We start from the raw sequence: 21,395 nt of genomic DNA on the forward strand, positions 1-21,395 counted from the left end.
CTCCGGTCATGACCAGCAACAACAGCGAGATCACGGCGGGCGATCCAGTGGGCGGCCGCCCGTGGGATGTGGCTGCCGAGACGGCTTCACTTCAGCTCGTCTATCTCGTTCCCTTGGGACTTTTGCTACTCGTTGCGTGGTTCTTCGGCCAGCTCCACGACGCTCTCAAGCCGCTCACCATGGTGGTGGTTGTGGGAGCGAGCCAGCCGGTAGTTGACCTGTGCCGGAAGCGCCCCCGTGGCTGGCGCTCGGGCATCGCCACAGTCTTCGCCATCGTGGTGGGCCTGTCGGTGCTCGGCAGCATGCTCGGGGCACAGATCTCGACAAGCGGCGAAGATTTCGGAGACAGCCTGGGCTCCATGGCAGGTCTACCCATCGGGGCCGCTGTTCTCGCGTGGAGGGTGAACCGCGCCAGCACAACTCCCTCGGGGGCATGACACAGCCCCGTGGGGCCACGATCCACACGACGGCGCTCGTATCACCGGTGGCGTCGTTCTTGCCGCGCAAGCAGGCGGGGCGGAAGCCGCCGGTAACCAAGAGACGAACACCCCGGCCGCTGCCCTCGATTGCCGCGCAGCATGGCAATCCGACATCCCCCGTCGGCGCCGGCACAAACCGGAACCAGCGAACGAGGATGGCGGCCAGTCAGCTGCGGGGGCCGCGGGCGTCGTGGTAGCCGAGTTCGAGGTAGCGGGTGCGAGTGCTCCAGGAGCCGAGGTCGGGCGTATTCGCCAGGACGTCGTGCCAGGGCTCGGTGCCGGGAACGGCCGCCCCCCTGGAGCCCGCAACCTTGCCCGGGGCCGCCTTACCGGAAGCGCCCCTCTCCGCGTTCGCGGGGAGCAAATGTGCGGGACGCCCGGCCCAGAGCCGCAGTCTGGACCGGGCCCTGGACTCCGGAACCGGCTCCCACAGACCCGCCGAGAACATGCCGGCGAGCTGGTTTATCGCGATGAAGCTGGCCAGGCCCCCCTCGGGGTCGGTGCGGTCCGGGCGCTCGGTCAGGGCGTGCCACAGGATGTACAGGTTCGGTATCCGCACCTCGGGCTGGAATCGGTACACCAGCCGCTCCAGCCTGATCGAGCCGATTCGCGGCAGCGGTACCTTGGTGAGCGGGACCACCTCGCGCTCGCCGCCGGTCCAGGTCAGCGTCTCGTTGCGCCCCATAAAACCGGGCTCGGCGAAGACCGTGACACGGAGGTGCTCCCGGCGATCAGGCCTGCGGTTGTGCAACACGCCCGCGCCAACGACCGCGCCACTCACGGTGGCCAGACCGGCCAAGAACATTCTGGTCTTACGGTTCATGGCGACGGGGCACCTCCCTCTCGGCAACACAGCCGCCTCAATCATGCGCCATGCATGTTGTGTTGAGCTACCGTCAAGTTCACTACCACGGAAGAGCGTTCCTCATCGATGACCGCACCCGCAGGGATGAGTACCGGCTGCCGGACTGGGGCGCGAGGTCCCTCACCGGCCACCAGGCACCGGCGGTAAGGCCTGAGGGTCAGGCGAGGCGCATGACGACGGCGCGGCAAAGGCGCTGCAGTTCCTCGTCTTTGGCGACACCTGTCAAACGGCGGGACAGTGCCAGTTCCGCCCGGATGCGCGGCAGGGCTGGTGCGGTAGCCGGCCCCATCCGGTTCAGACAGCGCAGAACGTGGTTCGAGGTCGCGCCGTTCTTCTCCCAAGCAGCCAGCAGCGTCGGCACGACGACGCCGGCCTCGGCCTCGCCTGCGATGTCCCACAGCGCCGCCGCGGCGTGGATGCGGGTCCACTCGTATCCGCTGTGCAGCATCTCCCTCAGGCGCGGCACCGCGGGCCGGGCGGGCGGACCGATCCGGCCGAGGACATCGGCCGCCTCGTGGCAGCGGTGACTGTCGAGCAGGGCTTCCAGGTGTGGCAGGACGCCGGCCGCGTCCCCTTCCAACTCCCACACAGCGGCGGTGGCCGCTGTTCGCAATGCCACGTCCTGCGCGTCGGTCAGCGGGCGGACCACATCCAGCGCCGATGCGGCCTCAGGGCCGAAGGACGCGAGCGCCTCCACCGCGGAGACGGCGACAGGCCACTGCTCGTGTCGGACCGCGGCAGTGACAGCGTCCGTGAGTGCCGGAACGGCAGCCGAATCGCCCAGTTCGGCCATGGCGGACATCAGGGCGCCGGTGCTCATGCCGGACCACTCACCCGAGAAGTCCGTGTCGGTCAGGCGCCGGGTCAGCCGAGGCACCAGCTCGGCGGCCCCGGAACGCAGATCGCCTGCTACCTGTATGACACGCCAGGCGTCGCTGTCGGTGTCCAGCGCCGTCAACAGGTCCGGCAGGGCCCGCACGTCTCCCATTCGCGCGAGCGCCATGACGGCTTCCTGGTGGGCGCGGCGCAGCAAAGGATTGGGCGTCGCCCATACGTCGGGTCCGTGAACGGTGCGTTGTGCGATGACATATGCGGCGAGGGCTTCGCGGGCCGGCTCCGAGACGGGCAACATGCCTGCCAGGCTCTCCGCCGCTGCGGCGGCGGTGTACGGGTCCTCAGGCAGCAGACACTCTGCGATGAGCATGACGAGGCCGGCGTGGTCTCCTCTGAAGGAGCCGACCAGCTCCTCGGCCATGCGAATCGCGTCGTAGCGGGTGGCGGGATCCGGGTTGCGCAGCTGTTCGCCGAGCAGGGCCATGCGCTCGGGCAGACGCTCGTCCAGTATCCTGTGGAAGCTGCTCAGCAGGGATGTGGTGGGCGCGTGGGTGCGGTTGTGCCGTTCGAGGTCGGCGAATGCGGCGGCTATCTGCGGTGGGACGTCCTGGGCTGCCACAGTATCGGCAGTACACGCGCAGGCCCCGGAACCGGTTCGGCATCTTGCGTCATCAGTCCCGGTGCGCGGTGCGGGGGTGAGCCGGCGCAGCAGATCGATCACCGTGGAAATGGTGCTGTCGGTGATGCCCGCCGGGGCGAGGCGGGCCCGGTAAACGAGGCCCGCAAGACGGATGTCGGGGGCCCCGCTCGTGTCGTCGGCCAGGGTGTCGAGCCATGCCGTGACGGAGTCCAGTGTGGCGGGCAGGCGCCGCGCAAGATGTGCCATGGTCCGGACGACCAGCACCCGCTCGGCCATCCCGCTTTCCGCCCGCAACCGGTCCCGCAGGATCGCGACCGCGCGGTGGGCGTCGTCCAGGAAAAGACCCAGGCCCTCGATCGCTGCCTGCCGCACGCGCGGATCCGGATCGGACGCGTAGGTGACGAAGGCGCCCGCGCGTTCACGCATCATCGCCGCAGCGTCCTCGCAGGCCGTCGACGCGGTGCCGTCCGGCGCGATGCGGATGCCTTCGCCGCGGTCGAGGGCTTCTCGGCCGATGCTGAGCAACAACTCGACGACCGAGGCACGGTCGGGAGTCGCGGGGTCATCGGCCATGTCGAACAGGAACGGCAGGCTCGCGACCGTACACGGATACACGTCCCCCTGGTGGTGGGCCGCGCTGTAGAAGGCGCCGAACGCCTTCTCCCTGACCTCGGGATCGGGCGAGGTCATCTCCCGAAGCCACACCGGAACATCACCGGCCGACCCGTAGGCGGTGCCCATCGACGACCAGTCGACGCTGTCCAAATCGTTGATCATGACCGGCACTATGCCCGAGCGCACTGACACCGGGCCCTCGTGAACGAGGCTGGTTGCCATCGGTCAGTGCGCCGTGGGCGGGCGCGAAGGGAGCGGGGCGCCCGGCGGGATCAGCGGGCCGCCCACGCCTCCACCGCGGTCGTCACCGGCGCCCCCGTGAGCGCCGACTCCTCGACGGCCAGTGCCAGCAGATGGTCCTGGCAGGCCTCGGCCAGCGGATACGGTTCCGGGCCGGCGTCCCGGACCCATGCGCCCGTCCGGCACAGCAGGTCCACCACGGCGAGGTCGTCCTCGGACAGGCTCGCGCCCAGATAGTCGTTGCGCCACACCACCCGTCCGTCGAACGAGATGTGGTGCACCTCCGCCCCTTCGAGGTTGAGGTCGGTGCCGGTGCGGCGCCGCAGCAGCGGGGACTCCACCGGCGTACGCGGATCGGCCATCCGCACCACCGTGTCGTCCACGATCTCGCCGAGCGAACCGCGCACCACCATCCGGCGCGCGCGCAGCGGATTCCACCACTGGTTGTCCGTGAAGTCGTACAGGCCCGTGCGGGCCCCGCCGAAGTCCAGGAGGGCGAGCGTGGTGACGGCGTCCTTGGGCGTGAGGTCGTCCGACCAGCCGCCCGGGGACAGCGGGTCGGCGAGCGGGGCGGTGAAGGCCCGGGCCGTCACCGTCACGGGCCCGAAACCGACGCCCAGAGTGTGCCGGAGCAGCGACATCGCGTGGTACATGTGCGTCGAGGACACCTGGACGGACGTGACCTCGCCGATCACCCCTTCTTTCGCGAGGGCGATACGGGCGGCGTGGCCGGGCATCAGCGTGTACTGCTCGGCGACCTGGACGAGTGCGCCGCCTCCGGCGCGCGTCGCGCCTCCCACGGCATCCCACAGACTCCGAAGCCCGTTCACGTCGGGCGCCGGCGGTGTCTCCGCGAGGACCGGCACCCCGTGCTCGACGAGTTCCCGTACGACCTGGGGCGTGACGTCCCACGGCACCGACGGGATCACGAACTCCGGTCCGCTGCCGCACAGTTCGGCGACCGTCCGGAACGCGGGCACCCCCCACTCCGCCTCCACCTGGGCGGCTCGTTCGGACGAGCGCGTCACCACGCCGGCCACCGCCAGCCGTTCGGGCAGCGCCTTCGCCAGCCGGGTGAAGAACTCGGCCCGCCATCCACTGCCGACGATGCCGAACCGTATGGGTGCTGCGCTCACGTGTCCGCTCCTTCGCGCGTCCGGGGCGCGAGTCTAACCCGGCGACCTGTACCACGCGCCCCCGTGGCCCCGCACCTGCCCAAGGCGTACGGGACCCGGGTACTCCGGTCCACGGGGACTGTGCTGCCCCGGGCCAGCACCCCACCGTTCAGCCGGCCAACTCCGCGACACCGTCGATCAGCCGCTGCACGTCCTCGCCGTCGACGTACACGGCGAGCCCCGCACGCACCGCGCCGGTGTCGCCGAGCCCCAGCAGCCGCGATGCCTCCAGCGCGTAGAAGTTGCCCGCGGGGGCGTTCACACCGCGCCGCGCCAGCCGCTCGTAGACCTCCCGGCCGGGCACCCCCTCCACGGAGAAGAACACCGTCGGCGTACGGCGTGCCGGCGCGCCGTACAGCCGCACCCCGCCGATGCCCGACAGCCCCTCCAGCAGCCGCCCCAGCAGCTCCTGCTCGTATGCCTCGACCGCTCGCATCGACTCCAGCACCCGGCTGCGCCGGTCGCCCGCGGAGGACGCCAGTGAGGCGATGTAGTCCACGGCCGCGGTGGTGCCGGCGAGCATCTCGTACGGCAGGGTGCCCAGCTCGAAACGTTCCGGCACGGCATCGCTGGAAGGCAGCAGCTTGTCCGGTCGCAGCTCCTCCCACAGTCCGGGATCGGCGACCACGACACCGTGGTGGGGGCCGAAGAACTTGTACGGCGAGCACGAGAAGAAGTCGGCGCCCAGGGTGGCCAGGTCGACCGGCGCGTGCGGCGTCAGGTGCACCCCGTCGACGTACAGCAGGGCTCCGACCTCGTGGACGGCCGCGGCGATCGCCGTAACGTCGGGGCGTGTGCCCAGCAGGTTCGACGCCCCGGTGACGGCCACCAGCCGGGTCCGGCCGGACAGCTGTTCCCGCACGGCGTCGACGTTCAACTCACCGCTCCGGGGGTCGAACGCGACCCACCGCACCACGGCACCGGCGGACTCCGCGGCCTGGATCCACGGCCGGATGTTGGCGTCATGGTCCAGGCGGGTGACGACCACCTCGTCACCGGCCGTCCACTGCCGCGCCAGGGCACGGGAGACGTCGTACGCCGCCTGCGTCGCCGACCGGGTGAAGACGACGCCGCGCGGCTCGCAGCCGAGAAGGTCCGCCATGGCCTGCCGCGCTTCCTTCACGACCTGCTCGGCACGGCGCTCCGCGGCTGTCACCGCCCCCCGGTTGGAGATGCCCGAGCACATCACCGCGGCCATCGCCTCGGCGACCTGGCGGGGCACCTGTGAGCCACCCGGCCCGTCGAAGTGGGCCACCTTTTCCCTCAGCGCGGGGAAGTCGTCACGGATTCGCAGGACGTCGAGATGCATGCACCTATCCTGCCGGAGCGCGGATCCCACATGGGGCCGGGTCGCACGGGACGGAACCGACCCCGGGGCAACCGGCTGCATCTGCGCCTGGCGCATGGGCGCCTCGAACTCCAAAACCGGCAGCAGCTGAGCCCTCCCGGGCGCGAGAGCATGTGCCGCTGCGACAGGTGCCGTGGCTGCGGCCATGGGTACGTCAGGGTCGTCACGGTCCGTCGGTGGTGGGGGGTTGGCGGCAGCCACGCAAGTTGTTCTCCAGGGCGATGCGCCAGTGGTGGTCGGCCTGCTGAGCCGTTCCCAGCGCCCCACGCAATTCCAGGCTCGCCAGGCCGTGGACCAGGGCATTGAGCTGGACGGCGATGTCGTACGGGTCGGCCGGGATGAACCGGCCAGCCTCCATGCACCGGGCTACGGCACGGGTCAGGGTTTCGAAGGTGCCCTCAATTTGGGCCAGGGCGGCCTCGTCGGGCCGGAAGTCCGCCACGGGCCGACTGAACATGAGTTCGTACAGGTGCGGATTGGCCTTGGCGGCGGCCCGGTAGGCGTACCCGAGTGCCATGAGCTCGGCTTCCGGATCGCCGTCGGAGGGCACCCCGGCAAACGCTTCGGCCAGCCTGGCGAACCCCTCCAGGAACATCGCCTGCAGCAGGCCCGCCTTGTCGCCGAAGAGGTTGTAGACGGCAGTCGTCGAAACGCCCACCTCCTGCGCGACCCGCCTGGTACTCAGGGCTTGCGGACCCTCTTCTGCAAGCAGGTGGCCCGCCGCGTCCAACAGGTGTCGGCGAAGCTCGTCGTAGTCGCGGATGCGTGGGCGGCCCATGTTGACAAGGGTAACGCAACGATGTTTCATAACACCGTTACTAAATATCCTGTCTCCCTGGCGAAACCGAGCCAGGAGGGCGAGAACAGGAGGGGCTTCATGTCCGCGGGATCCGAACTGCACGTCGTTCTCGGCGCCAGTGGCGCCGTAGGCGGCACCGTCGTCAAGGAACTCATCGCAAGAGGCCGCCGTGTCCGTGCGGTGAACCGCAGCGGCCGGCTCGCCGTGCCGGACGGCGTCGAGGTCAGGCGCAGCGACATCGCTTCGGTCGACGGAGCGGCGACAGCGTGCGCCGGCGCCTCCGTCGTGTACCACTGCGCCGCGCCACCCTACGACCGGTGGGGTCACGAGTTCGCGGCACTGACCGACACGGTCCGCAAAGGCGCGGCGGCTGCGGACGCCAAGCTGGTGTTCGCGGACAACCTGTACATGTACGGACCCGTGACCACACCCATGACCGAGGAGATGCCGTACGCGGCCGGCAACCCCAGAGGGCGCGTCCGCGCCGAGATGGCGAACTCGCTGCTGGCCGCTCATCAGGCGGGCGAACTTCGCGTCGCACTGGGCCGGGCCTCCGACTACTACGGTCCTGGCGGCGAGAACAGCATTACGGGCACGAACGTGTTCGCCGCAGCCCTGCAGGGCAAGGTCGCACGCTGGGTGGGTTCCCTGGACCAGCCCCACTCGCTCAGCTACCTGCCCGACTTCGCCAAGGGCCTGGTGACCCTTGGCGACGATGCGCGGGCCGACGGCCTGGCCTGGCACATCCCCACGGCGGACCCCCTGACGGGCCGCCAGTTCCTGGAGCTTGTCTTCGCGCAAGCGGGCCTGCCCGAGAAGTTCGCCGCCGTCAGCCGCACGATGCAACGAGGTCTTGGCCTGGTGAACCCGACCGTCCGTGCCCTCGGAGAATCCTGGTACCAGCGCGACCGTCCCTTCGTGAGCGACGCCACCAGGTTCACGGACATCTTCGGCCCACTGCCGGCGACGCCCCACCCACAGGCCATCGACGCCACCCTCGCCTGGTTCCGGACCACGCTGGACCGCTGACACCCGTCTTCATGAGCACGGCCCAGCACCAGGGGCAGCCACCGGACGCACGGGATGTGGTGGGTCACCGCATTCCGGCAGCACGGCCACCTGTGGCCTGCCTGGTCGGCGCCGCCGACCAGGCAGGCCACACCAGTCCATGGGTCGGCCACGAGACGACCCGGGCGCAGGAGGCTTCATGAGCATCCTCAGTGCTCACGGATCCTCGACCACCACCAACCGCCCACCGTGAACGCGTTCATCGGAGCAGGATTCGGCAAGGTGCGACGCTCGAACTCGTCATCAATGCGGGCAACCAGCCGACCGAGGTCGCGCCGGGCACCGCAGGGGAGGTGAAGCATGACCTCTTCCAAGTCATCGCGGGCATACTCCACCTCCAGTCCGGGCTGCCAGACCTGGGACGCCTTCAGATAACGGCCGGTTTGCCTGAACGCCCACTCGAAACGGGCGAGCGCATCAGCAACTGCACCAGGCCACATCCGCTCATCCTCGACACGGCGGACAGCTGCACGAGTCCTCGCGGAAACGCCCCGAATCCGCCGAACCACAACGTGTCTGCGAGGCCGCCACCGCTCAGCGCGGACGGCCCCCGGGCGCTTACGCGGCATCGCCCTTTCTGATCAACATGCCGTCATCCTGCCACGCACGAGGCCGGCCCCGCAGGCACCATCGAGACCCCGCTACCCGGAGGCGCTCCTGTGCCCTCCGGCAGCCGTTCTACCCACCCTCGGATGTGGCTCGGCGGGCCCGATGGGTAGGGTCTCGGAGACGAGAGAAGAGATCCTCCGATGGACTCCCGCATACGCCGCATACGCTCCGAGCTGGCGAAGATGCCGTACCAGGCACGCCGTAGTCACTCTGTCTTCGAGGAACGGCACCAGTTCCGCCTCGGCCGGCGCATCAGCCCTTCAGAAGCCGAGGCCTTCGAGACCGAGCACCACGTTGTGCTGCCGGCGGCCTACCGGGCGTTCCTCATCGAACTCGGGGGCAGTGGTGCCGGCCCCTTCTACGGTCTTCTTCCGCTCGAGAGGTGCAGGCTGTTCACGATGAACCCTAAGCCTACGGGTGGCGGCCCTCGCGGATTCACCCATGCGGACCGCTCCGACCCGATGCACGGTGACCTGTTCCTCCACATCATCGAGATGGGCTGCAGCGATCTGTGCCTCATCGCGGTGACCGGTCCCCTTGCCGGCCGTGTGGTCACCGGCAACGCGGACGGCTTCTGGCCTCCGAACGTCTCCTCGGCACCGGACTTCCTCAGCTGGTACGAACGCTCGCTCAACCACATGCGGGATGGCAAGGACAACGCCGCGCTGGGGCTGGCCTCCCCCGGGATCGTCGCGAGCGCCCCATGGGGCCCCCGGGCCACAGCCCAGAAGGTTCCGCGTTCGCGCACGCCGGGTCGTTGACGGCACGCCGACGCAGCGCCCGGACCACCACACCCCGCACGTACAGGTCATACGCGAGCGCTCGGCCGGCAGACCCGCGCACGGCCATGGCAAGGGCATCGGACCGGCATGGCCTGCGTGCGGGGCGCCGGTGTTCAGCGCCGGGCTGCCGCGGCCATGGCAAGGATGCGGTACAGGACGGGGACCGGGATCGCCGGGTTGGTGACCGCCTCGCTCGCCGTGTCGCGGTCGTGCAGCAGCCCGGCCAAGACGCGGGCCGGCAGCCGCGGACTGCGCACCGCCGCGCCGCGGACGTAGCCTTCCGGGTCGTTCAGCAGCCGCACCGCGTCGGCCGGTGACAGCCGGGGGTCCTCAGCCGCGCGGCGGCGCACCTCGGCCTCGGGGTCCCGGGCCAGGCGTGCGACGTCGGCCGGTGTCGACTCCGGATCGTCCAGGGCCAGGCGGCGCATCCGCGCGCTGGGGTCGGTGATGTGGCGCAGCAGGCCCGTACGGGGGAAGTTGGGGTGGCTGCGGGGCGGGCCGGGGTGGCTGAAGCTGCCGTCCCACCAGCGCCAGACCTCCAGCAGCAGGTCGGCCGGCGCGTCCTCGCACGATTCGGCGAGGAACAGGCGGACCACCCGGTCCTCGTCCTGCGCCAGGCGCGCCAGGACGTCCGGCGGGAGGTGCCGGGCTCGGGCCACGCTGCGCCGGACCAGCGGGTGGGACGACGCGGCGAGGCGGCGCATCGCGTCGGCGTCACCGTGCAGGTCTGCCACCCAGGGCAGGGTGTGCGACAGCAACGCCGGGCCGAAGTCGTGGCGTACCGCGGCACGTTGCTCCTCGGCGAGGTCGGGGCGCACTGCCACCGCGGAGCGGATGTCGTCCTGCGGATCCTCTGCCAGCAGGGCGACGCCGCGCGCGCTCAGGCCCGGGTTGGCGGCCAGCGCCCGGCGTACCTCCGCGTCCCCGTCCCGGATCAGCTCCGCCTCCAGTCCGGGCGCCAGGCGGCACCGTTCGAGTGCGCGTCGCGGGTCGGGCAGGTCGGCCAGGACCTCACGAGGCATGGGTACGCCCGTGTGGTGGGCGAGCAGCGCGGCCGTTCGCACCACGGAGTCGGTGTCAGCCAGGAGCCGCTCCCGCAACGGCACAGCGAGGTCCTTCCACCGGGCACAGGCCGCCGCCCGCACCCGGGGATCGGCGTCGGTCACCAGGCCGGGAAGGTGTCGTGCGGGAAACCCCGGGAGTTCGGCGGCTCCCGCGCGGGACGGGCCGGCGAGGAAGTCGTCGTACAGGTCCTCGGGGAGTTCGGCGCCCCAGACGCAGGCGTGCTCCGCCCAGAGCACGCGCCGGTTCGGCGACGGCTCGGCGCGAATCAGGCGTACCCACTGGTCGGAGGTGAGCTTGGGCCGGAAGGTGTCGGCGGGCCTTGACCGCACCCGCGGATCGGGGTGCGCCACGGCGGCGTCGAGGACGGCGGGCCGGTCGCATCCGAGCAGGAAGCCCTCTTCCACATCCAGCAGCCGGATCAGCAGGTCGTCCGTCGCGGCCGGATTGGACCCCATCCGCTCCGCCCAGTGCAGCGGCCACGCAGGCCGGCCGGGCACCGCCGCCCACACCTCGGCGCGCTCGGCCTCCGTCTCCAGCCCGGCGACCACGGCGGCCTCCTCCAGCCGCTCCGGCAGCCGGTCAAGGGCGGTCACCCGAGGCCCTTCCTCGCCTGGAACCTCCGCCAGCAGAACCTGCCCGTCGAGGGAGAGCGCCACGAACCCGGGGTCACCGGTCAAGCCCGGCACGCCGCTCCCGGCGTGCCGGACCCGCGTCCACCAGGAGTCGTTGCCGCCGATCCGGTGCCTGAGGACGGCCACCAGGAACTCACCGTCGGCGTCGCGAAGACGGCGCCACCACGCGGCATCGAGTGCTTCGCGGGCCCCTGCGTCCGGCACCACGATCCCTCGCGCGATCCGCCAGCAGGCCTCCGGCGGGAACAAGCTGCCCGGGCGCACGTCCTCAACGACCGTGAGTCCGGCGCGTACGAGCAGATCGTGGAGTTCCTCCTGTCGTTGCACCCGGTCATGATCCCCGCCCACTCCCGGCGAGACAAGGTCCCCACCCTCGGGCCCAGCCCGCCCGCGTCCACCCACAAGTCACCGACCGCGAGTTCGTTCCACGGGCCCCGCCCGAGCAGCCGGATCCGGACCACCTCGAGCACCGGCGGCCCTCCCGAAAGAGGCGAACCACCCAGAGGTCCTCGCGCCGGCAGACCCATTCCAAGATCCGCAGCGCGGGCCGCGTGGGGACGGTGATCGACCAGGCCTCCTCGCCGGGGCTTGCCTCCGTGGCGGCGTCGCGGACCGGGTGGGCAGGACTGTCGTTCATGAAGCGGGTGCTCCTTCCCGGTCGGGGCCGACGCGAGGTGCCCGTCGGCAAGGTGGTGGCATCACAGTCACGGGGATCGGATAAGAAGTCGTCTCATTTGGTGAGTCTGCGGTAGCAGATGAGGGTGCAGGCGATGCTGGTGAAGGCCAGGAAGTGGTCGGCTGAGCGTTCGTAGCGGCGGTGGAGACGGCGGCATCCGGCGAGCCAGGCCATGGTGTGTTCGATCTTCCAGCGATGCCGGCCCAGGCGTGCGGAGGACTCGATGCCCTTGCGGGCGATGCGGTGGGCGATGCCTCGTTGCCGTAACCATCGTCGCAGGTGAGCGGAGTCATAGGCTTTGTCCGCGTAGAGCTTGGAGGGCTTGCGTCGGCGTGGTCCGCGGCGGGAGCGGATCGGAGGTATGCCGCGGATCAGGGGTATCAGGGCCTGGCTGTCGTGGGTGTTCGCTCCCGAGATCCCGATGGAGACGGGCAGACCGGAGCCTTCGGTGATCAAGTGAATCTTCGACCCTTTCTTGCCCCGGTCGACAGGATTCGGGCCTGTCAGGTCCCCCCTTTCAGGGCCCGCGTGTTCACGGAGTCGATCGCGCACCGGCTCCAGTCCAGCTCACCGCGTGCGCCTAGCTCGTCGAGCACCAGGCGGTGCAGCTTCGCCCACACCCGAGCCTTGGTCCATTCCGTGAACCTGCGATGGGCGGTCGCTCCAGACGGTCCGAACGATGGCGCGGGCAGCTGCTGCCACGTGCACCCCGACGTCGCCACGAACACGATGGCCGCCAGCACTTCCCGGTCCCCGTGCCGTCGCCGGCCACCGCCTTGCGGCCTCGTCGGCGCAGGCGGCACCACTCGCTGGAACAAGGCCCACAACTCATCCGGCACAAGCCGCTCAACGATCCCCACGGCCGCAGCCGACCGAACCGGCCAATTGAGATGACTTCTAAGTTGCCCCGATGAGTGACACGGACCCGCTGGTGCCCGTCCTTGCCGGACTCGTCGTCGACGTCGTCTGGTTCCTCGACAGTTGCGAGGACGACGAAGTCGACCCCGACTCCGCCGTGAAGATGATGGAGAGCGTGAGCTGGGTGCTGGGGCAGCTGCCGCCGGACCAGCGCGATCGCTTCCTGAAGGTGCTCGCCGACCTGGCCGAGGCCGAGCAGGACCCGGGCCGGAGGGAGTTCTTGGATGCTTTCCCCTTCGCCAGCGGCCTGGTCGGCGACCAGGACGACTCAGGTTGAGCCGAAACCTGACCAGGTAAAGGTGCCGGGTTGAAGGCCCTGGACCTCGCCGCGGCGAACCGGTTCCTCCCGGTAGTGCTCGCCCTTGTGCTCCAGAGCCCAGAGAAGGTCACCCTCGGCGAACCGTCCGACCGTCGCCGCGGTGCGCATCGCGCGGGCGAGGTCGGCGGCCCTGTGAGGCTTGGCGAGCGCGACCGCGTCGGCCGTCTTCGGCCTGAACCGGTGGCCCCCACTCGCTGCGGACGACCAGGGCCTCGGGCGTTCACGCGGAGGACTGACCACCAAAATCCATGTCGCGGTCGAGCAGGCACAAAGGCCGATGCCCCTGGTCGTCACCTCCGGGCAGCGCGGGGACTCTCCGCAGTTCCAGGCTGTCCTGGGCCGCATCCGAGTGCCCCGGCTCGGCCTGGGACGGCCACGCACCAAGCCGGACAAGGTCCGTGCGGACAAGGCCTACGGCTCCCGGGCGAACCGTGCTTACCCGCGGCGACGCGGCATCCGATCCGCGATCCCGGAGAAGCGCGACCAGATCGCCAACCGCAAGAAGCGCGGCTCACGCGGAGGGCGAGCACCGAAGTTCGACAAGGACGACTACAAGGAGCGCCACGCGATGGAGTGCGGGATCAACCGCCTCAAGCGCCACCGCGCGGTGGCCACCAGGTACGAGAAGCTCTCCGTCCGCTACGAGGCAACCGTGCCGGTGGCGGCTGTCAACGAGTGGCTGTGACCCTCGGCGCTACGGGAAGACCGGATTCCCGTCAGCACCGATCCATGCGGGCTGATCCGGCTCGCGGCCGACGGCTTGCCAGACCGAGTGTGCCGCAGCGAACTTCACGTCGCCCGGCCCTGTGTCTGCTGGCGCCGTAACGATCTCGAGGACGGAAACGAGCACTTCACGGGCCGATTCGGGAAGTCGCATGAGCGCGTACCAAGCACCCTCCCGTGCTTCGGCCTGGCTCTGTTCATCACCGACGCGGCCGGCGCACACCGCGGTGCCATAGGACCGGTCGCGCCATCCGAACACATCGGCGCCCATCCTGACGTCCGGCTCGCCGGCCACGGCTACGTGAACCGTGACCTGGGCAAACCGTGCCCACTGACTTGTCTGGCGTTGCAGCCTGTACTGCCCCTCCACAGTCCACATTCTCCCAGCACGCACCCCTGGATCGCGACGCCGCAGAGATCACTTTCACAACACGCCCTGGCCTGACCGGCGCCCGGCGGAGCGAGAGCGACGCCGTGTCCCTTGATGAAGGAGGCCGTGTCCTCCGTCACATCCTCCAACCTCATGGCGGCTCCGGCGTCTCTAGGCATGAACGGGTCACCGAGCCCGCGGACAACGCGTCCGCAGAACGACATCGCACCCTCAGGAGGACTCCTTGCCCTGGAATCGCCGCGCCCGTCATCGCATCGCAGCGCTGCCGCTGATTGCTGCTGCCGCGGCAATCGGCGGTTGCGCCTCGACTGCCCCAGTGCCGGCGGCGGACAGGAGCCCTTCCCCATCGGAGTCCGTCGTCGTGCACCCGCAGGCACCTCGGGCCGCCGTCACCGAGAAGCCCGCCGTCACCGAGAAGCCGGTGCAGTACCCGGCATCGGCCCCCGAGTTCACCGTACGAACGCGGTCAGGGCATCTCGTCAACGACTGTGTTCCCAAGCGCCTGCACCAGTACGTCACCACACTGACCACGAAGGACGGCAAGCATCTCTCCACCCTGATCCTGGGAAAGGGGCCCGACGCCGTCTACTTCGGGCACCAGTACGGAGGTCAGATCTGCAACTTCCTCGACCTCGCCGAGGAGTTCGCCGGGCGCGGCTACCGGGTGATGCTTCCGGAGTTCCGCAACCATGTGGCCTCCGAGAAGTCCGCCGCTTCCAGCTCCCTGGACGCGAAGGCCGCCTTCGACAAGCTGAAGGCCCTCGGAACGAAGCGCGTCTTCCTGGCGGGAGCCTCCTGCGGCGGAACCACCGCGGCCACGCAGGGTGTGGCAAGCGGCATTCCCATCGTCGGCCTGACTCTGCTCTCCTCACCTGCACGTTGCGACGGCGACGCCGTGGCGGCGGTGAAGAAGATCAAGAAACCCTCCCTGTTCATGGTCGCGCACGACGACATGCAAGGAGGGCACGAGCGGCAGATCCGGGAACTCTACGAGGCATCCGCCGCACCGCAGAAGCGCCTCGTCGCGATCGACGGCGAAGAGCACGGCACGTTGATGCTGTACGGATCCAAGGAAGACGACCAGCGGCGCACCTTGGTCATCGACTTCATCGTGAACGCCTACGCGGCCGATGACGAGGCCGACGTACACGACTGACACGCCAACTCCCGGCACTGGCCGTACGGGACCTCACCGGACTCCCCCGTCGCCACTCGCGTCGCACGCCAGGAAGGCCCGACCGTACGATGCGCACCAGAGCGAGCGGTGAGCGACGGGGAGCCCCGGGTGGTGGCCTCAGATGAGCGATCCGGCCGCGGATGCACCTCGACGGGCGGGCCGGACCCTGACCTGGGACGCTGCACGGCTGAGCACGCGGGCGAGTAGGCCCGCAAACCGTCGTGCGCGATCACCGGAGCCCACCTGGTCGCCCTGGTCCGCTCCGGCGCGGAGTTCGAGAACGGCGTCCTGGTCGAGCGTTCTGAGAGGATCGCCGCATGACCGGCCAACGCCACACCGCCACCGAATCCCACCAGCCCTCTGCTGAACCGGTCCGGCTCGACCTGTCCGATCCCGACACCCTGCGTCATCTGTGGGAACTTCAGCGGGCCTCCTACGCGGTCGAAGCCCGGCTCATCGGCTTCGACGGCATACCGCCCCTGCACGAGACCCTTGAGCAGTTGCGGGCATGTGACGAGTCCTTCCTCGGGGTTCGCGACGAGTTGAGGCTTGTCGGAGCGGTCGCCTGGACCCGCTTGCCGAACGGTGCTCTGGACATCTCCCGTCTCGTGGTCCATCCAGTCGCGCATCGCCGCGGCGTGGCAACGGCACTGCTCGACGCTCTGGACTCGATCGAGCCCGCGGAACTGACCGTCGTCTCCACCGGAACCGCCAACCTGCCTGCGGTCGCGCTCTATCGTCGGCGCGGATTCGTACCTGTCGGCGAGCGCCAGGTCGCGCCCGGCGTGACGGTCACGTTGCTGGAACGCAAGAACCCGTCAGCATCTCAGTCACTCCACGATCTTTGACGGTTGCTCAACTTGCCGCCCGCCGGCACGCCGAGTGCGAAGAACACCTCAACGTGCCCCGCACCCGAGATCGAGACCGCCGGGGGCACCGACGGCACCCGCAGCATTACCCGCTCAGCGTGGCGGACGCGTCGGCCTCACCTCAGAGCGGGGCGCCGGCCTCTCCGTACTCGCATACAAGTGATGGTTTCAGAATGAGGTTCGCAGGACGCGACCAGCCCAGAGTGTCCTCGCGGATCATGCAACACTCGAGCGTGACAACACCCGAAGAACCACCCAGAGCAGTCCCGCCCGGCGGTCCGTATGCCTGTCCCTGCTGCAAGCTACTGACGCTGGAAGCCCGCGGACACTTCCAGATTTGTGACGAGTGCAGCTGGGAGGACGACGGGCAGGACGACCCGGACGCCGACGAGGTCCGGGGCGGCCCCAACGGGGCGGATAGCCTGACCGACGCACGTCGTCGCTACGCGCAGTACGTCACCACGACGAGGGCAACAGATCCGAGATCGGCAGCCAATGGCGGCCCCGGCAGGTGGCGTTCGCGCCCGAAGCGTCGTCGTAGCTGACTGCTTTGTCCACGATCAGTAAGTGGGCAGAGGTGTCCGCGAGGCGTGGCATGATCCGCCCCATGAGTGAGCGTTCGCTGTCGCCGCGCTGGGTCTCGTCATGGGCCAGCACCGTCTCAGATGCCCTCACCCAGGTGACGGAAGGCTTCGAACGCAGGCACGGCTGTCCTCCCGGCCTCAATCTGGTGCGGCCGGCTGACCACGACGACCGCGAGGCAGCGCGCGCACTGGCCCGTGGGATACAGGCGCCCGATGATCTGATCACCTTCTACAACACCGTAGGCGAGGTCGTGTGGGACGACGTCGTAAACGGCTACTTCATCCACCCCGCCCCGGAGGCCCTCCAGATGCTGACGGCGTACGGGACCATCCCCGTCGGCAACAATCCCCAACCCGGGCTCGTGTTCGGCAGCGACGGCGGCGGCCGCAGCTACGTCACCAACCGCGAAGGCGCCATCTGGCGTACCCGGACGGCGACCCTGGACGAGCCCGAACTCGACCACGTCGCAGACGACCTACAGCACTTCCTCGAACAACTCGCAGAGATCCTGGCACGGTTCATCGACACCGGCGAACCAGGTCGCTTCTGACCCGTGGGGAGCGGCTCTTGGCCGCCTGCCCTCTGCACGCCTTACGATCGTCCACTGTGCTGCGACGGTCGGCGGGGGGCTCGATGAGGCAGAAGCTTGTGAAGCGCATTCGAGCCTGGACCACACAGCGCAAGATCACGGTCTATCTGATCGCGCAGGCGATTCTGCTCATCCTGATCATCACGGCCGTCCGAACCTGGGACGTCGATGTCCCCGCCCTCGCCTACCTCGCTCCATGGCTCAGCACAGCCACCGGCGGACTGATCGGCATCATCCTCGGAACGAAGAAGTCATCCCCGTAACCGGGGCATCCCTCTGGAACAGGATGACCGCAGCGGCCCGCTCGTCGAGGACGGCATCCCTTCCCGGGCGGCCCTGGTGATGAGTTGTCGCGCCCGTACCCGTCACACCTACAGCGGGACTCCACGAGACGGAAGGATCACGTGATGGGTGCGGACATACGGCCTCAGGAGCCGGGCGGGAGCAGTCTGCTCGGCGAGGCCGACACGGAGCCGGCGTTCTCAGGGCTGGCGGAGCGGCACCGGCGGGAGCTGCACGTGCACTGCTACCGGATGCTCGGGTCGCTCGAGGACGCCGAGGACACCGTGCAGGAGACGTTCCTGCGTGCCTGGCGGGGGCGGGCGACCTTCGAGGGGCGGTCGACGTTCCGCGCCTGGCTGTACCGGATCGCCACCAACGCCTGCCTGGACCTGCTCGCCAAGCGCCGGCCGGAGCCCGCGACCGGCGGCGAGGTGCCGTGGCTTCAGCCCTACCCGGACCGGCTGCTCGACGAGTTGCCCGCGGCCGGCGCCGACGAGCCGGAGGCCGTCGCCGTCGCCAGGGAGACGATCGAGCTGGCGTACCTCGTCGCCGTCCAGCACCTCGCGCCACGCCCGCGCGCCGTACTCATCCTGCGCGACGTGCTCGACTGGCCGGCGAAAGAGGTCGCGGAGCTCCTCGGTGACTCCGTCCACTCCGTCAACAGCGCGCTGCAGCGGGCCCGCGCCGGCATGCGGGAACACCTGCCCGCCGAGCGGCAGGACTGGAGCGGCGGCATCGAGGACTCCGGGACGCGCGAGCTGGTGCGCCGATTCACCGACGCCAGTGTCGCCACGGACGTGGCCCGGCTCGCCGGCATGCTCCGTGACGACGTCCGCTGCTCGATGCCGCCCACGCCGGGCCTGTCCGTGGGGCGCGACGCGGTGGTGACCGGCTGGATCGAGGACGGCTTCGAGGGCATGCAGGGACTGCGCGGCGTGCCCACGTCGGTCAACCGGCAGCCCGCCGTCGCCTTCTACCTCTGGAACGAGCGCGAGAGCGCCTTCCTGCCGTTGACCCTCGACGTCCTGCGCATCACCGGCGGGCTGATCACCGAGATCGTCATCTTCCACGCCGACCGGTTCCCCCACCTCGCACTGCCGGACCGCCTGCCGGCGGACGGCACGCGGTAGCACCGGGTCAGACGCCGCCACGGTGACGCTTGTGTCGCCGTGGTACCGACTCCCGCGCCCTGCGCAGCCCAACCGTCACATGCCGGTCAGCACACGCCGTAGGCCACTCACCGGATGAGGGAGAAGCGAGTTGAACGACGCCCAGGACACCGGGGCCGTCACAGGCCGGGCACCCGGCCGGACCAGCCGCACCCGTCGGCTCTGCAAGCTCGCCCGAACCGGCCTCATCGCCACACTCGCGGCAACGGTGGCCACCACGCTCGCCGCTGCGCTCGCCCGGGCCGCCGGCGTCGACTTCGAGGTCCCCGACGGAGGCCAGGCAATCCCCCTGCCCGGGTTCGCCGTGGTGACCGGCTTCTTCTCCGCCGTGGGCGTCGTGCTGGCCGCCGCTCTTCTTCGCTGGAGCGCCCGCCCCGCCAAGCGGTTCGCGTGGACGACAGCGTCGCTGACCGCGATCTCCCTGGCCCCACCCCTGCTGTCCGGGGCGGACACCGCCACCGCCACCGCCCTCCTCGGGCTCCACCTCGTCCCCGCGGCGGTGATGATCCCCACCCTGGCACGGACCCTCCACGCCCGGACGGATTGACGGACCGGCAACACGACAACGCACGGCACAAGGCACACGCGAGCGCGCCTACACCCGCCGGCGCGAGTAACCGGGGTCTGCATGACCCGGGTCCGCACGCTGTTCAGGGGGCGGCGGGCTCTCACCCCAGCGGGTCCGGCCGATGCCGCCGCGATGCGTCCACGCCGCGCCGGCAGCTGCGCCGGCACCCGTCCAGCGACCCGACTCACGACGAGCCATACGGGTCCGCGGGTCGCGAACAGGATCGTCCGCCGACCGCACTGAAGGCCGCAAGCGGCGGCACGACAGGGGCTTCGCACGGTCCGGTCATCCCCTACGGAGGCCGCCGGGCGCGGATCGGCTACGCCGAAGCCGCCCACGACCAGGTCGGACCAGCCAGGAAGGCCCGCATCGGCGGAGGGGAGGCCCGGTCGCGCCTCCGGTGGGTGCGGCCGGTCCGGCTTGCACACCCGAACAGGCCGGCAGTCGCCGTGGTGGCGACGCAGCCACGGGCGCCCGTCATCCACACTGCGGTCGGCATGCGCGCTCCTGTCAGGGATGACGGTGGTGCGTCGTGGATCCGCTCGCCGCGTGGCGAAGCGTCACGAGCGTGGTGCAGAGCGTCACCCCTGTCAAGGTGCTATCCACCTTTCATTGGATTCAATTCGCGAATGACGGCGATCTTTTGACGGTTCGCCAAAAAGATTTTGGTGACTGCGTCCAAAGCTCTGGACACCACTGGGGACCCCGGTTTAGCGTTCCAGCCGATCGACACGATGTTGCGCCGATGTAACGACAGTGCGGCCTTGCAACCCACCCGCCCCGCACGCCGGGGCCATACGTGACGCGTCCTCACCTCCGACGAGCAGCCGACCTCCACCCGCCCGCGAGCGGCGGCCTTCCCTCGTCACAGATGTCCCGCACTCCGCAGCACCCCGCCCTGGCGGGGGTTCCCGGCCGCGGCATGTCGCCGTGGCCGTAACCGCAGCAGAAAGGGAAGCCCCATGAAGATCCGTTCGTACCTCGTCGCAGCCTCGCTGGTGGCCTCGGGCGGGCTGGTCACGATTGCGGCGCCCGCGCAGGCGGCGCTCACGACCACCTGTGTGGGAGAAGGCGGGGCCGTCACCGTGAGCGGCGCCCTCGTGGTGCCGGCCGGTGCGTCCTGCACGCTGACCGGTACGAAGGTCAAGGGCACGGTGACGATCGAGGCCGGCGCCGACCTCGTCGCGAAGGGCGTCACCTTCAGCAGCACCGTCGCCGTCGGGAACAACGCCTACCTGGACATCACCGACAGCAGCGTCAAGGGCGCGGTGACCCAGCAGGGAGCCTTCGGCGTGCACGTGCAGAACACCACGGCGAGCGGCGGCATCTCAGCCGTCGACGGCTTCCTCTACAGCGTCGACGCCACGGTCAAGGGAGACATCAGAGCATCGTCCGGCGAGCTGTACATCTCGGGCACCACCGTCTCCGGCGCCGTCGCCGGTGACGCGAACCTCTACACCGACGTGTACGACACCACGGTCGGCAAGACGCTCACGGTGAGCGCCAACACGCTCGGCGGTGTCCTGTGCGCCAGCGAGGTCGAGGGCGACACGGTGTACAAGGACAACTCCGACAACCTGCAGCTCGGCGGCGACGGCCCGCTCAGCTCCTGTGCGCAGGCCACCTACCTCGGCGGCGACCTCGCGGTCACCGGCAACAACGCGAACGCGGTCCTGGACAACACCATCGTCCGCGGCAAGCTCACCGCCACCGACAACAGCCCCGCACTCCAGGTGGGCCCGCTGGCCCGCGTGCGCGGCGGCATCGCCGCGACCACCACCGCCCCCTCGGCGTCGCTCGCCCGGGCCGCCAAGGCGGCCCCGCAGGACCGCGGCGCCGACCTCGCCGCGAAGGTGGCGGAGCGTACCGCGCAGGCGAAGACCGAGGCGGCCGCCGCGGGCAGCGGGCTGTGATCCCGGCCCGTCCACGGACGACCAGCGCTCGGCAGCGTCACCACAGCACACCTCACACCCCACTC

At 69.9% G+C, this 21,395-nt stretch carries 21 protein-coding genes and 1 pseudogene; 13 read left to right on the top strand and 9 right to left on the bottom strand.

From position 1 onward, the window contains the following. The first annotated feature begins 8 nt into the window (after positions 1-8). Positions 9-437, top strand: coding sequence for a hypothetical protein (locus tag ACFZAU_RS14345; protein WP_500552375.1), 429 nt, complete (start codon positions 9-11; stop codon positions 435-437). A 208-nt stretch (positions 438-645) separates the two neighbouring features. Here ACFZAU_RS14345 and ACFZAU_RS14350 read toward each other — a convergent pair whose 3' ends face one another. From ACFZAU_RS14350 to ACFZAU_RS14370, 5 genes are all read right to left on the bottom strand, one after another. Continuing rightward, entirely contained in the window at positions 646-1,164 is a 519-nt protein-coding gene (locus ACFZAU_RS14350) for a hypothetical protein (protein ID WP_500552376.1), read from the bottom strand. A 337-nt stretch (positions 1,165-1,501) separates the two neighbouring features. Continuing rightward, the gene (locus ACFZAU_RS14355; protein WP_500552377.1) at positions 1,502-3,595 is read right to left on the bottom strand and encodes a HEAT repeat domain-containing protein; all 2,094 of its coding nucleotides are present in this window, start codon (positions 3,593-3,595) and stop codon (positions 1,502-1,504) included. A gap of 110 nt (positions 3,596-3,705) precedes the next feature. Beyond that, positions 3,706-4,809, bottom strand: a complete 1,104-nt coding sequence (locus ACFZAU_RS14360) for a Gfo/Idh/MocA family protein (protein ID WP_500552378.1) — start codon at positions 4,807-4,809, stop codon at positions 3,706-3,708. A 148-nt stretch (positions 4,810-4,957) separates the two neighbouring features. After that, the gene (locus ACFZAU_RS14365) at positions 4,958-6,157 is read right to left on the bottom strand and encodes a cysteine desulfurase-like protein (RefSeq protein ID WP_500552379.1); all 1,200 of its coding nucleotides are present in this window, start codon (positions 6,155-6,157) and stop codon (positions 4,958-4,960) included. A gap of 202 nt (positions 6,158-6,359) precedes the next feature. Next, positions 6,360-6,974 (bottom strand): TetR/AcrR family transcriptional regulator, encoded by a 615-nt coding sequence (locus tag ACFZAU_RS14370; RefSeq protein WP_500552380.1) that lies wholly within the window; start codon positions 6,972-6,974, stop codon positions 6,360-6,362. Positions 6,975-7,073: 99 nt separating this feature from the next. On the opposite strand from ACFZAU_RS14370, the gene ACFZAU_RS14375 reads away from it, so the two are divergent. Then, positions 7,074-8,024 (top strand): NAD-dependent epimerase/dehydratase family protein, encoded by a 951-nt coding sequence (locus ACFZAU_RS14375; RefSeq protein ID WP_500552381.1) that lies wholly within the window; start codon positions 7,074-7,076, stop codon positions 8,022-8,024. A 188-nt stretch (positions 8,025-8,212) separates the two neighbouring features. Here ACFZAU_RS14375 and ACFZAU_RS14380 read toward each other — a convergent pair whose 3' ends face one another. Then, positions 8,213-8,503 (bottom strand): hypothetical protein, encoded by a 291-nt coding sequence (locus tag ACFZAU_RS14380; RefSeq protein WP_499605903.1) that lies wholly within the window; start codon positions 8,501-8,503, stop codon positions 8,213-8,215. A 309-nt stretch (positions 8,504-8,812) separates the two neighbouring features. Here ACFZAU_RS14380 and ACFZAU_RS14385 point away from each other — a divergent pair, with 309 nt between their 5' ends. After that, a complete protein-coding gene (locus tag ACFZAU_RS14385) occupies positions 8,813-9,433 on the top strand; it encodes an SMI1/KNR4 family protein (protein WP_500552382.1) in 621 nt (206 codons plus the stop codon). Between the two features lie 134 nt (positions 9,434-9,567). Here the strand turns inward: ACFZAU_RS14385 and ACFZAU_RS14390 are convergent, their stop codons facing one another. Further along, positions 9,568-11,478, bottom strand: a complete 1,911-nt coding sequence (locus tag ACFZAU_RS14390; protein WP_500552383.1) for a hypothetical protein — start codon at positions 11,476-11,478, stop codon at positions 9,568-9,570. Between the two features lie 403 nt (positions 11,479-11,881). Next, a protein-coding gene (locus ACFZAU_RS14395) for an IS5 family transposase (RefSeq protein WP_500552633.1) occupies positions 11,882-12,681 on the bottom strand; the annotation gives its coding sequence in 2 pieces (ribosomal slippage) (positions 11,882-12,340 and positions 12,343-12,681; 798 coding nt in all). A 56-nt stretch (positions 12,682-12,737) separates the two neighbouring features. Between ACFZAU_RS14395 and ACFZAU_RS14400 the strand changes: the two genes are divergently transcribed. Both ACFZAU_RS14400 and ACFZAU_RS14405 read left to right on the top strand, forming a co-directional pair. Beyond that, positions 12,738-13,022 (top strand): hypothetical protein, encoded by a 285-nt coding sequence (locus ACFZAU_RS14400; protein ID WP_500552384.1) that lies wholly within the window; start codon positions 12,738-12,740, stop codon positions 13,020-13,022. Between the two features lie 244 nt (positions 13,023-13,266). Beyond that, positions 13,267-13,749, top strand: a pseudogene (locus ACFZAU_RS14405) (IS5 family transposase); the annotation flags it as partial. 9 nt (positions 13,750-13,758) lie between these two features. Here the strand turns inward: ACFZAU_RS14405 and ACFZAU_RS14410 are convergent. Then, positions 13,759-14,157 carry a hypothetical protein gene (locus ACFZAU_RS14410; protein WP_500552385.1) on the bottom strand — a complete coding sequence of 133 codons (399 nt, stop codon included), beginning with the start codon at positions 14,155-14,157 and terminating at the stop codon, positions 13,759-13,761. A 244-nt stretch (positions 14,158-14,401) separates the two neighbouring features. Here ACFZAU_RS14410 and ACFZAU_RS14415 point away from each other — a divergent pair, with 244 nt between their 5' ends. The 8 genes from ACFZAU_RS14415 to ACFZAU_RS14450 all read left to right on the top strand — a co-directional run bounded on the left by ACFZAU_RS14415 (position 14,402) and on the right by ACFZAU_RS14450 (position 21,330). Continuing rightward, positions 14,402-15,334 carry an alpha/beta hydrolase family protein gene (locus ACFZAU_RS14415; RefSeq protein WP_500552386.1) on the top strand — a complete coding sequence of 311 codons (933 nt, stop codon included), beginning with the start codon at positions 14,402-14,404 and terminating at the stop codon, positions 15,332-15,334. Positions 15,335-15,672: 338 nt separating this feature from the next. Next, positions 15,673-16,203 carry a GNAT family N-acetyltransferase gene (locus tag ACFZAU_RS14420; protein WP_500552387.1) on the top strand — a complete coding sequence of 177 codons (531 nt, stop codon included), beginning with the start codon at positions 15,673-15,675 and terminating at the stop codon, positions 16,201-16,203. A 239-nt stretch (positions 16,204-16,442) separates the two neighbouring features. After that, positions 16,443-16,769 (top strand): CPCC family cysteine-rich protein, encoded by a 327-nt coding sequence (locus ACFZAU_RS14425; protein WP_500552388.1) that lies wholly within the window; start codon positions 16,443-16,445, stop codon positions 16,767-16,769. Positions 16,770-16,831: 62 nt separating this feature from the next. Then, on the top strand, positions 16,832-17,359 hold the full coding sequence (locus tag ACFZAU_RS14430) for an SMI1/KNR4 family protein (protein WP_500552389.1): 528 nt from the start codon (positions 16,832-16,834) through the stop codon (positions 17,357-17,359). 83 nt (positions 17,360-17,442) lie between these two features. After that, positions 17,443-17,661, top strand: coding sequence for a hypothetical protein (locus ACFZAU_RS14435; protein ID WP_500552390.1), 219 nt, complete (start codon positions 17,443-17,445; stop codon positions 17,659-17,661). Positions 17,662-17,805: 144 nt separating this feature from the next. Next, positions 17,806-18,810: an RNA polymerase subunit sigma-70 gene (locus ACFZAU_RS14440; protein ID WP_500552391.1), complete on the top strand. Its 1,005-nt coding sequence runs from the start codon at positions 17,806-17,808 to the stop codon at positions 18,808-18,810. Between the two features lie 130 nt (positions 18,811-18,940). Then, a complete protein-coding gene (locus tag ACFZAU_RS14445) occupies positions 18,941-19,396 on the top strand; it encodes a DUF6069 family protein (RefSeq protein ID WP_500552392.1) in 456 nt (151 codons plus the stop codon). 983 nt (positions 19,397-20,379) lie between these two features. Then, positions 20,380-21,330 (top strand): hypothetical protein, encoded by a 951-nt coding sequence (locus ACFZAU_RS14450; RefSeq protein ID WP_499605885.1) that lies wholly within the window; start codon positions 20,380-20,382, stop codon positions 21,328-21,330. Positions 21,331-21,395: the final 65 nt, after the last annotated feature.

Source organism: Streptomyces sp. NPDC008238 (assembly GCF_042956445.1).
GTDB lineage: Bacteria > Actinomycetota > Actinomycetes > Streptomycetales > Streptomycetaceae > Actinacidiphila.

What these genes read in the sequence shown, in the direction of transcription:
- ACFZAU_RS14435 (WP_500552390.1), top strand. Translation starts at nt 17,443, where the DNA reads ATGAGGCAGAAGCTTGTGAAGCGCATTCGAGCCTGGACCACACAGCGC.
- ACFZAU_RS14420 (WP_500552387.1), top strand. Translation starts at nt 15,673, where the DNA reads ATGACCGGCCAACGCCACACCGCCACCGAATCCCACCAGCCCTCTGCT.
- ACFZAU_RS14450 (WP_499605885.1), top strand. Translation starts at nt 20,380, where the DNA reads ATGAAGATCCGTTCGTACCTCGTCGCAGCCTCGCTGGTGGCCTCGGGC.
- ACFZAU_RS14400 (WP_500552384.1), top strand. Translation starts at nt 12,738, where the DNA reads ATGAGTGACACGGACCCGCTGGTGCCCGTCCTTGCCGGACTCGTCGTC.
- ACFZAU_RS14350 (WP_500552376.1), bottom strand. Translation starts at nt 1,164, where the DNA reads ATGGGGCGCAACGAGACGCTGACCTGGACCGGCGGCGAGCGCGAGGTG.
- ACFZAU_RS14365 (WP_500552379.1), bottom strand. Translation starts at nt 6,157, where the DNA reads ATGCATCTCGACGTCCTGCGAATCCGTGACGACTTCCCCGCGCTGAGG.
- ACFZAU_RS14430 (WP_500552389.1), top strand. Translation starts at nt 16,832, where the DNA reads ATGAGTGAGCGTTCGCTGTCGCCGCGCTGGGTCTCGTCATGGGCCAGC.
- ACFZAU_RS14425 (WP_500552388.1), top strand. Translation starts at nt 16,443, where the DNA reads ATGCAACACTCGAGCGTGACAACACCCGAAGAACCACCCAGAGCAGTC.
- ACFZAU_RS14380 (WP_499605903.1), bottom strand. Translation starts at nt 8,503, where the DNA reads ATGTGGCCTGGTGCAGTTGCTGATGCGCTCGCCCGTTTCGAGTGGGCG.
- ACFZAU_RS14370 (WP_500552380.1), bottom strand. Translation starts at nt 6,974, where the DNA reads ATGGGCCGCCCACGCATCCGCGACTACGACGAGCTTCGCCGACACCTG.
- ACFZAU_RS14440 (WP_500552391.1), top strand. Translation starts at nt 17,806, where the DNA reads ATGGGTGCGGACATACGGCCTCAGGAGCCGGGCGGGAGCAGTCTGCTC.
- ACFZAU_RS14375 (WP_500552381.1), top strand. Translation starts at nt 7,074, where the DNA reads ATGTCCGCGGGATCCGAACTGCACGTCGTTCTCGGCGCCAGTGGCGCC.
- ACFZAU_RS14345 (WP_500552375.1), top strand. Translation starts at nt 9, where the DNA reads ATGACCAGCAACAACAGCGAGATCACGGCGGGCGATCCAGTGGGCGGC.
- ACFZAU_RS14385 (WP_500552382.1), top strand. Translation starts at nt 8,813, where the DNA reads ATGGACTCCCGCATACGCCGCATACGCTCCGAGCTGGCGAAGATGCCG.
- ACFZAU_RS14355 (WP_500552377.1), bottom strand. Translation starts at nt 3,595, where the DNA reads ATGATCAACGATTTGGACAGCGTCGACTGGTCGTCGATGGGCACCGCC.